A 9,496-nucleotide genomic window follows, 5' to 3' on the forward strand; every position below is an offset into this window, starting at 1 on the left:
TGCTTGTGGTGCGCCGGGTTCCGGGCGGGCGTCTCGTGGATCGGCCTGGACGTGTTCGAGCCGGGCGGGGAGCGGGCGCGGGGTCGTCGGCCAACGGCCGGGGCCGCACCTCGCGGGGCGTTCGCTGCCGTCGCGCCGGGCCGACGGCCTGATGCGGCCCCGGCCCCGAGCGCCGGGGCCTGGGTCACCCCAGGGTGACCTGGAGTTCCTTGACGCCGTTGATCCATGCCGAGCGCAGGCGGCGTGGGTCGCCGGCGGGCCGCAGGTCCGGCATGGCGTCGGCGATGGCGTTGAAGATCAGGTCGATCTCCAGCACCGCCAGGGATTTGCCGAGGCAGTAGTGCGGGCCTCCGCCGCCGAAGCCGAGGTGCGGGTTGGGGTCGCGGGTGATGTCGAAGACGTCCGGGTTCTCGAAGACCTCGGGGTCGTGGTTGGCGGCGGCGTAGAAGATGCCCACCCGGTCGCCCTTCCGGATCTGCTTGCCGCCGAGTTCGGTGTCCTGAGTGGCGGTGCGCTGGAAGGCGTTGACCGGGGTGGCCCAGCGGACGATCTCCTCCGCGGCCGTCGAGGGGCGCTCGGCCCTGTACCGCTCCCACTGGTCGGGGTGGGTGAGGAAGGCGTGCATGCCGTGGGTGATGGCGTTGCGGGTCGTCTCGTTGCCCGCGACCGCCAGCATCAGCACGAAGAAGCCGAACTCGTCGGAGTTGAGGTTGCCCTCGTCCTCGGCGGCGACCAGCGTGGTGACGATGTCCTTGGCCGGGCACTGCTTGCGGTCGGCGGCCATGTTCATCGCGTAGGCGATGACCTCCATGGCCGACTCCTGGCCGACCTCCTCGGTGATCGCGTACTCCGGATCGTCGTACGAGATCATCTTGTTGGACCAGTCGAAGATTTTCGCCCGGTCGTCCTGCGGGATGCCGATGAGCTCGGCGATGGCCTGCAGGGGCAGTTCGCAGGCGACCTGGGTGACGAAGTCGAAGGACTCGCCGGGCAGGGCGCGCGCGGTCTCGACGATGGCGTGGGCGCGGTTGCGCAGGCGTTCCTCCAGGGCGCGGATGGCCCGGGGCGTGAACACCCGCTGGACGATCCCGCGGACCCTGGTGTGCTCCGGCGGGTCCATGTTGAGCAGGATCAGCCGCTGCGCGTCGATCGCGTCCCGCTGGATGTGCTCGTTGAAGCGGATGATCGCCGTGTTGAGGGTGGAGGAGAAGATCTCGGGGTGCGTGGAGACGTACTTGACGTCCGCGTGCCGGGTGACCGCCCAGTACCCCTCGTCCTGGAAGCCGGCCACATTGCCCGGCTGGGGGATCCAGCGCACCGGTTCGGCCCGGCGCAGTGCGGCGAACTCCGGCAGCGGTACGCGGCTTTGCAGCAGGTCGGGGTCGGTGAAGTCGAATCCGTCGGGGAGCGCTGGACAGGTCATCGGCAACTCACTCCAGCTGTCTGGAATCGTTCTGACGGTCCATCAGGAACAGAGCTGCCGTGAAGGTAGTAACGGGTTCTACAAGAGGCAAGGGGCACGGAGACCTCAATTGCCTGCAAGACCCTTGCGGTGGTGGCCGGGTCGTCAGCAGACTGCACACAACGCGCTAACTAGAACACGTACTAGTTCCAGGGATCCGTTCGGAGGAGAGGACCCGCACCCATGGCCGCCGAACCCGTGATCGTCGAAGCCGTCCGCACCCCCATCGGCAGGCGCGGCGGCGCGCTCGCCAATCTGCACCCCGCTTATCTGCTGGGCGAGACCTACCGAGAACTCCTCGGCCGTGCCGGCATCCCCGCCGACGCGGTGGAACAGATCGTCGGCGGCACGGTCACCCACGCCGGCGAGCAGTCCATGAACCCCGCGCGCACGGCCTGGCTGACCGTCGGGCTGCCGTACGAGACCGCGGCGACGACGGTCGACTGCCAGTGCGGCTCCTCGCAGCAGGCCTCCCACATGGTCGCCAACATGATCGCGGCCGGGGTCATCGACGTCGGCATCAGCTGCGGTGTCGAGGCGATGTCCCGGGTGCCGCTGGGGTCGGGGTCCAAGCACGGGCCGGGCAAGCCGTTCCCGGACGAGTGGAACGTCGACCTGCCCAACCAGTTCGAGGCGGCCGAACGGATCGCGCGGCGCCGGGGGCTGAGCCGGGAGAACGTCGACGCGCTCGGCCTGCTCTCCCAGGAGCGGGCGGCGGCCGCCTGGTCCGAGGAGCGTTTCAAGCGGGAGACCTTCGCGGTCCAGGTGCCGACCGTCGAGGACGAACAGCGGGCCGGGCAGGGCATGTGGCGGCTCGTCGACCGGGACGAGGGGCTGCGCGACACGTCCATGGAGGCGCTGGCGGGCCTCAAGCCGGTCATGCCGACGGCGATCCACACGGCGGGCAACTCGTCCCAGATCAGCGACGGAGCCGCGGCGATCATGTGGGCGTCCAAGCGGATGGCGCGGGCGCTGAAGCTGAGGCCGCGGGCGCGGATCGTGGCGCAGGCGCTGGTCGGCGCCGACCCGCACTTCCATCTCGACGGGCCGGTCGACGCGACCCGCGCGGTCCTCGGCAAGGCGGGCATGTCCCTGAAGGACATCGACCTCGTCGAGATCAACGAGGCCTTCGCGTCCGTCGTGCTCAGCTGGGCCCAGGTCTTCGAACAGGACCTGGAGAAGGTCAACGTCAACGGCGGCGCGATCGCGCTCGGGCACCCTGTGGGGGCCACCGGGGCGCGGCTCATCACGACCGCCCTGCATGAACTGGAGCGCGCGGACAAGGAGTTCGCACTGATCACGATGTGCGCGGGCGGAGCGCTGGCGACGGGGACGATCATCCAGCGGCTGTAGCCGAGGTCGACGCGTACGGGGCGACCTCGCGAGGACCTTCCCCGGCGAGGCGCCCCAGGCCGGGCGGCACCGCACGTGTGACGCTCCGGGGCCGGTGTGCCGGTGGTCCCGGCCGGAGGGCCGGCCCGCGGGGTCGCCGGAGGGTCAGGTGCCGGCGTTGCGGGTCGGGTCTTCGGGCGGGGGTCCGAGGCGCCCCAGGCCGGGCGGCACCGTACGTGTGAAGCTCCCGGGTCGGTGTGCGGGTGGTTCCAGTCGGAGGGCCGGCCCGCCGGGTTGCCGGAGGGTCAGGTGCCGGCGTCGCGGGTCGTGCCCCCGGCCGGGGGCACGAGGCGTTCGAGGCCGGCGGCCGCCTCCGCGACCGACGCGGTGTCGCCGAACTGGGTGAACAGGTCGCGGGCCCGGACGTAGTGCTCGCGGGACCCGGTGGGGTCGCCGCAGTGTTCCAGGGCCGTGGCGAGACCGAGGGAGGTGTAGGCGCGCAGGCGGTCGACGCCGGCGTGGTCGAGGGGGGTGCCGACGGCCCGGAAGGCCGCCGCCGCCTCGGACCAGCGTTCCAGGGCCAGCAGGTCCCGGGCCGTCTCGCAGCGCAGCAGGGCCGCCATGAACTCGTTCAGGCCGGGAACGTCCCCGGTCCGGGTGCCGAGCAGGGCCCGGTGCAGGGCCAGTGCCTCCTCGGCGCGTCCGGACTCCCGCAGCGCGGTGCCGAGGACCCGCTGGGAGACCGCCTTGCCGGTGGAGTCCCCCGTGGTCTCGAAGAGCCGGGTCGCCCGCGCGGCCGCATCCGCCGCCTCCGCCGGCCGGTCGAGCCCCATGCAGGCCCCGCTGATGTACGCCCACGCCCAGGCCTGCTGGTCCAGATCGCCCGTCTCCGTCGCCGGTTCGAGCGCCCGGCGGGCGAGCTGCTCGGCCTGCGCGTACTGGAAGGCACCGACCGAGTGGGCCCAGGCCAGGCAGTTGAGCTGGTGGGCCTCGGCCGCGCGGTCCCCGAGGGCGGCCGCGGACCGGACGCCGTGGGAGAAGAGGGTCTGCCACTCCGGCCACTGGCTCCAGCGGTCGGAGAACCAGTACAGGGTGCGCGAGACGTGCAGGATCTCCGCGTGCCGCCCTGCCGCGAACAGCACCGGCAGGGCGCCCGCCCAGTTCGTTCGTTCGGCGGTCAGCCACGCCTCCGCCGCCTCCGCGGACCCGGGGACGAGGGCGGCGATCTCACCCGGCCACGGCTGGGGCGCGCCCGGCTCCTCGAAGCAGCGCCCCGCCGCCGAGGCCGACCGCAGCAGCCAGTCCGCCATCCGCAGCCGCACCTCACGGGTCACCGACTCCGGCTCCTCCGCGGCCAGTTGCTCGCGCGCGAAGAGCCGTACGAGATCGTGCGGGGCGTACCGGCCCGGCGCGCTCTCCTCCAGCAGGCCCCGGTCCACCAGCAGATCGAGGGAGTCCTCGGTGGTGACCGGGTCCTCGCCGGTCAGTACGGCGGCCAGGTCGGGGCCGGTGTCGTGGCCGGGGACGAGGCTCAGGCGGCGCAGCAACAGCCGGTGCTCCGGCGTGAGTTGGCCGTAGGAGAGGGCCAGGGCACTGCGTACGGCGAGATCGCCCGCGACCAGACCGCTCAATCTGCGCTCCTCGTCCGCGAGTTGGCCCGCCAGCCGGGCCGGGGTCCAACTCGGTCGGCTGGAAAGGCGGTTGCCGACGATCCGTAGGGCCAGCGGGAGATGCCCGCACAGCTCGGTCAGCCGGATGACCGCCTCGGACTGGCCCTCGGTGCGCGGGGCGCCGAGGATCCGCTCCAGCAGCCTCGTCGACTCCCCGCCGCTGAGCCCGCCGAGCCTGATCCGCCGCACCCCTTCCAGACCGGCCAGCGGACGCCTGCTGGTGATCAGCACGAAACTGCCCTCGGCGTCCGGCAGCAGCGGCCTGGTCCGCGTCTCGTCGGCCGCGTCGTCGAGGACGACCAGCGTCCGCCGGCCGGCGAGCGCGGCCCGGTAGACCGCCTCGCGGGCCACGGGGTCCACCGGGATCCGGTCCGCGGGGTGCCCCAGTGCCGTCAGGAGCAGGACCAGCGCCTCGGCGGACGACAGCGGGGAGTCGCTCATGCCGTGCAGCTGGACGCAGACGCTGCCGTCCGGGAAGGCGCCCGCTAGCCGCCGTACGGCCTCCGCCGCCAGCGTCGTCTTGCCCTGCCCGCCCGGCCCGAACAGCACCGCCGCCCGCGTGCGGGTGCCGGTGGCGAGCGCCTCCAGGTCCGCCAGTTCCTGCCTGCGGCCGGTGAAGTCCGGGACGGTCCGCAGGAGATAGGGCGAGGCGGGCGGGCCGCCGCGGTCCCGGCCGGTGTCGGCCAGCCGCCGCAGGCGCTCGCCCTGCTCGGCGTCGAGCCGCAGGGCCGCGGCGAGCGCGTCGACGGTACGGCGCTGCGGCCCCCGGCTGCGCCCGCGCTCCAGGTCACCGAGCGCTCGTACGCTCACCCCGGACGCCTCGGACAGCTCCTCCAGGGTGAGCCGGGCGCCCCGGCGCAGGGAGCGCAGCATCACGCCGAAGGCGGTGCCGCCGGCAGGGACATCGGACTGCGGAACTTCGGAAGCAGGTCTGGTCATCACGACAATTAGAACAAGCGCTCCCCACTGCCGCTTCCGCCCGCGTCTCCGCCTGAACTTCTGCCTGCACTTCCGCCTGCACTTCTGCCTGGTGACCACCGGCCGCGAATGGTGTGCTGGAAACCCGTCGAAGGAAGAAGGAAAACGACATGCCGTACATCACCGTGGGTGAAGAGAACAGCGCGCCGATCGAGCTCTACTACGAGGACCACGGCACCGGACAGCCCGTCGTGCTGATCCACGGCTACCCGCTCGACGGCCACTCCTGGGAGAAGCAGCTGCCCGCCCTGCTGGAGGCCGGCCACCGGGTCATCACCTACGACCGCCGCGGCTTCGGCCGCTCCTCGCAGCCCACCACCGGCTACGACTACGACACCTTCGCCGCCGACCTCGACAAGGTCCTCACCACCCTGGACCTGACCGACGCGGTCCTGGTCGGCTTCTCGATGGGCACCGGCGAGGTCGGCCGCTACCTGGGCACCTACGGCTCGGGCCGGATCGCCAAGGCGGCCTTCCTGGCCTCCCTGGAGCCCTTCCTGCTCAAGACCGACGACAACCCGGCCGGCGTGGACCAGTCCGTGTTCGACGGCATCCTGGAAGCCGTCACCAAGGACCGGTACGCCTACTTCGACGCCTTCTACCAGGACTTCTACAACCTGGACGAGACGCTCGGCAGCCGGATCAGCGAAGCCGCCGTGCGGGGCAGCTGGAACGTGGCCGCGGGCGCCTCGGCCCACGCCTCGGTGGCCTGCGTGCCCACCTGGATCACCGACTTCCGCGCCGACGTGGCGAAGATCGACGTCCCGGCGCTGATCCTGCACGGCACCGGCGACCGCATCCTGCCCATCGACGCCACCGGCCGGCCCTTCCACGCGCTGCTGCCGTCCGCCGAGTACGTCGAGATCGAGGGCGCCCCGCACGGCCTGCTGTGGACCCACGCCGAGGAGGTCACCTCGGCACTGCTGGCCTTCCTGGCCAAGTAGCCGGACAGGCGGGCTACTCCCGCCCCGACGCGGTCACCGCCAGCACGGCCACCAGCCCCGCCGCGATCGCCAGCGGGATCGCGAGGCCGTGGTGGAGGACAAGCCACGCGCCCGGTCCGGCCCCGGCCACCATCGCGATCACCGACGCCGTGCGGCGGGGGGAGCGGGTGCCGGGGCCGCCGCCGGCCCGGGAGTCGGCGGCCAGGCCCGTCAACGTCATGGTCAGCACGGTCGTCGTCAGGTCAGGGATGCCGAGCTTGCGGACCGTGGCGTTGCGCAGTCCCATGGCGAACGCCGTGACGGCGATGAGGGCGTAGGCGGTGGCCGTGGCGCCGGGCGCGGCGAAGGCGACCACGGCCGACACCCCCAGCAGGACCGCCTCGGCGGCGAGGGTGAGCCGGGCCCAGGTGCGGCGGGAGCCGGAGCCTAGGCGCACGGCGACCCGGCCGCCCGCCGCCGCGCCGACCACGAACGACACCAGCGAGGTCAGCGTGTGCGGCACCGAGAAGCCGGGCGCCCCGGCCGCGGCGAACCCGAGGACGACCACGTTGCCCGTCATGTTCGCGGTGAAGACGTGTTCGAGGCCGAGATAGCTGACGGCGTCGATCAGTCCGCTGACCACCGTCAGCCCCAGCAGCACGGCCACCAGGCGCAGTCCACGCGCCTCGGGATCGCCGGCCGCCTTCGTGTCGGTGCCGCTCTGTTCGCTCATGGGGTCTCCGGACGGCCGGACGGTCGGGGTGCACCCAAGTCCACCACGGATGCGGGGGGTTCTCGGATGCCGGGGCGAGCCGCGCGTCCCTGGCGTCGACCTCCGAAGCCGTCCGGGCGCCCTACGCGAGCCGGGTGGAGAGCCTGCTCGACGGGAGTCACGAGCAGGAGGGCGTCGTCAGGGGACTCGTGCCCGCGGTGGAACGGCTGCTCACCCCCGCCTTCCGCGAGCGTCTGCGGCATCCGTCCGGCCCGCTGCTGGACGCGATGCGCGCCGCCGACCACACCTGCGACTGGAAGCCGCGGGTGCCGGTGCGGCTGTACGCCGCGTCGGGCGACACCGACGTGCCGCTCGGCAACACCCGGACATGCGCCCGCACCCTCGCAGGTCAGGGCGCGAGGGTGCGGGTGGTCGATCAGGGGGCCGTGGACCACTTCGGGTCGGTCCTGGTGTCGGCCCCCCAGGTGGTGCGGTTCTTCGACGGCGTACGACGCTGACGTGTGCGGCGGCTCAGACGTGTGCGGCGGCTCAGTACCAGCCGTTGGCCTGCCAGAAGGCCCAGGCGGCGGTCGGGCTGCCGTAGCGGGAGTTCATGTAGTCGAGGCCCCACTTGATCTGGGTCTTGGCGTTGGTCTTCCAGTCGGAGCCGGCCGAGGCCATCTTGGAGCCGGGCAGCGCCTGGACCAGGCCGTAGGCGCCGGAGGAGGAGTTCGTGGCGTTGACGTCCCAGCCGCTCTCGTGCTCGACGATCTTGCTGAACGCGTTGTACTGCGCGGCGTTCGGGATCATCTTGTGCGCGATGGCCTTGGCCTGGGCGGAGGAGTTGGTCGTGGCCGCCTGGGCCGGCGCCGCGGTCAGGACCAGGCCGGCGGTGGCGGCGGCCATCGCGGCGGTGGTGATGGCCTTCTTCGGGGAAGCGATGCGGCGGGCGAAGCGGGAGACGGACACGAGGAACCTTTTCTTCGGGGACGGTGGTGTCGCTCGCGGTCCCGGTGGACATGCGTCGGCGCCGAGGCCCGTGGGCTCGTCGGCGCCGTGCGACGTCGTCCAGAGAAACAGGCCCGGAAGGCGCCCGCAATGACCCCTTTTACTAGTTGTGGTCGAATCGCCGGGAAAGGTCATCCGTGTGATCCGGCTCTCAAAGTGCAGGTCAGAGGGGGTGTGTGATGGGCGTTATGTCTGAAATATTCCTACTGTTTCTCTTAGTAGGTGAGCTGGGTCATGTGGGACGCTTCACCGCCCGGGCGCCTCGAATGTGACCTGGGCCTCGAAGGCGGCACGGCGGGTGGCCCGGCGCAGCCCCCTGAGGAGGGCCGGACCGAGGGTGAGCGTCAGGACGACGGTGACCAGGGCCCGGCCGAGGTCCCAGCCCAGGGACGTGGCCACGCAGTACGCGAGGAAACGGGCCAGGTTGGCAGGCACGTCCGCGTGCGGGTCGAAGGCGATGTCCGAGGCGAGCGCGCCCATGAAGGGCCAGCCGGCCATGTTCATCGCGGTGCCGTAGGCGAAGGCGGCGAGGAAGCCGTAGGCGGCCAGCACCCTGACCTCCGTACGGCCTCGCGCGCGGACCGGCAGCAGACCCGCGCCCATCGTGAACCAGCCCATCGCCAGCATCTGGAACGGCATCCACGGCCCCACCCCGCCCGTGAGCAGGGCGGACGCGAACATCGTGACGTTGCCGAGCGCGAAGCCGAAGCCCGGGCCGAGGACCCGGCCGCTGAGCACCATCAGGAAGAACATCGGCTCGATGCCGGCGGTGCCCGCGCCGATCGGCCTGAGCGCGGCGCCGGTCGCGGCGAGCACACCGAGCATCGCCACGGCCTTCGGGCCCAGCCCCGACTCCGCGAGCGCCGCGGCGACCACCGCGACGAGCAGGACGAGCAGCCCGGCGAAGAGCCAGGGGGCGTCCTGGGCGTGGGTGCCGACCTGGGAGGTGGGCGGGGCGAGGAAGGGCCAGCCGAAGGCGACGACACCGACGGCGCTGACCAGGGCGAGCGTGAGGACCGAGCGGGGGCCGAGACGGACGGCCCGGACGGTGACGGGGTCGCGGAGGCGGGCGGGGTCCCGGGTCATGACAGGGCCTTCCGCACCTCGGTGACCGTCAGCCAGCGCTGCGGGGCGAGGATCTTGCTGACCTGCGGGGCGAAGGAGGGCGAGGAGGGGATGACCTCGGTCGCCGGGCCGTCGGCGATCACCTCGCCCTCGGCCAGCAGGATCACCCGGTGCGCGAGCTCGGCGGCAAGTTCCACGTCGTGGGTGGCCAGCAGGATCGCGTGGCCGGCGGCTGCGAGGTCTGCGAGCAGGCGCACCAGGCGGGCCTTCGCCGCGTAGTCCAGGCCGCGGGTCGGCTCGTCGAGGAGCAGCAGGGGCGGGCGGGCGGTCAGCACCACGGCGAGGC

Annotated in this window: 9 protein-coding genes; 3 read left to right on the plus strand and 6 right to left on the minus strand. The window is 72.4% G+C overall.

Features of this window, described 5'->3' with window-relative positions:
• Window positions 1-184 precede the first annotated feature (184 nt).
• Window positions 185-1,423 (minus strand): cytochrome P450, encoded by a 1,239-nt coding sequence (locus EHS43_RS28085; protein ID WP_125193536.1) that lies wholly within the window; start codon window positions 1,421-1,423, stop codon window positions 185-187.
• A 222-nt stretch (window positions 1,424-1,645) separates the two neighbouring features.
• Here EHS43_RS28085 and EHS43_RS28090 point away from each other — a divergent pair, with 222 nt between their 5' ends.
• Entirely contained in the window at window positions 1,646-2,815 is a 1,170-nt protein-coding gene (locus EHS43_RS28090) for a steroid 3-ketoacyl-CoA thiolase (RefSeq protein WP_125193537.1), read from the plus strand.
• Window positions 2,816-3,099: 284 nt separating this feature from the next.
• Here the strand turns inward: EHS43_RS28090 and EHS43_RS28095 are convergent, their stop codons facing one another.
• Window positions 3,100-5,403 (minus strand): NB-ARC domain-containing protein, encoded by a 2,304-nt coding sequence (locus tag EHS43_RS28095; RefSeq protein WP_125193538.1) that lies wholly within the window; start codon window positions 5,401-5,403, stop codon window positions 3,100-3,102.
• 149 nt (window positions 5,404-5,552) lie between these two features.
• On the opposite strand from EHS43_RS28095, the gene EHS43_RS28100 reads away from it, so the two are divergent.
• Window positions 5,553-6,386: an alpha/beta fold hydrolase gene (locus EHS43_RS28100; protein WP_125193539.1), complete on the plus strand. Its 834-nt coding sequence runs from the start codon at window positions 5,553-5,555 to the stop codon at window positions 6,384-6,386.
• 13 nt (window positions 6,387-6,399) lie between these two features.
• Here EHS43_RS28100 and EHS43_RS28105 read toward each other — a convergent pair whose 3' ends face one another.
• Window positions 6,400-7,098 carry a YoaK family protein gene (locus EHS43_RS28105; RefSeq protein WP_125193540.1) on the minus strand — a complete coding sequence of 233 codons (699 nt, stop codon included), beginning with the start codon at window positions 7,096-7,098 and terminating at the stop codon, window positions 6,400-6,402.
• A gap of 134 nt (window positions 7,099-7,232) precedes the next feature.
• Between EHS43_RS28105 and EHS43_RS28110 the strand changes: the two genes are divergently transcribed.
• Window positions 7,233-7,595 carry a hypothetical protein gene (locus EHS43_RS28110; RefSeq protein WP_260470743.1) on the plus strand — a complete coding sequence of 121 codons (363 nt, stop codon included), beginning with the start codon at window positions 7,233-7,235 and terminating at the stop codon, window positions 7,593-7,595.
• A gap of 31 nt (window positions 7,596-7,626) precedes the next feature.
• Here EHS43_RS28110 and EHS43_RS28115 read toward each other — a convergent pair whose 3' ends face one another.
• From EHS43_RS28115 to EHS43_RS28125, 3 genes are all read right to left on the minus strand, one after another.
• Window positions 7,627-8,046 (minus strand): transglycosylase SLT domain-containing protein, encoded by a 420-nt coding sequence (locus tag EHS43_RS28115; RefSeq protein ID WP_125193541.1) that lies wholly within the window; start codon window positions 8,044-8,046, stop codon window positions 7,627-7,629.
• A gap of 285 nt (window positions 8,047-8,331) precedes the next feature.
• Window positions 8,332-9,171 (minus strand): ECF transporter S component, encoded by an 840-nt coding sequence (locus tag EHS43_RS28120; RefSeq protein ID WP_125193542.1) that lies wholly within the window; start codon window positions 9,169-9,171, stop codon window positions 8,332-8,334.
• A partial coding sequence (locus tag EHS43_RS28125) for an AAA family ATPase (RefSeq protein ID WP_148104103.1) occupies window positions 9,168-9,496 on the minus strand: 329 nt, incomplete at its 5' end. The genes EHS43_RS28125 and EHS43_RS28120, both read right to left, overlap by 4 nt.

It is taken from the genome of Streptomyces sp. RP5T, from assembly GCF_003933965.1.
GTDB lineage: Bacteria > Actinomycetota > Actinomycetes > Streptomycetales > Streptomycetaceae > Streptomyces.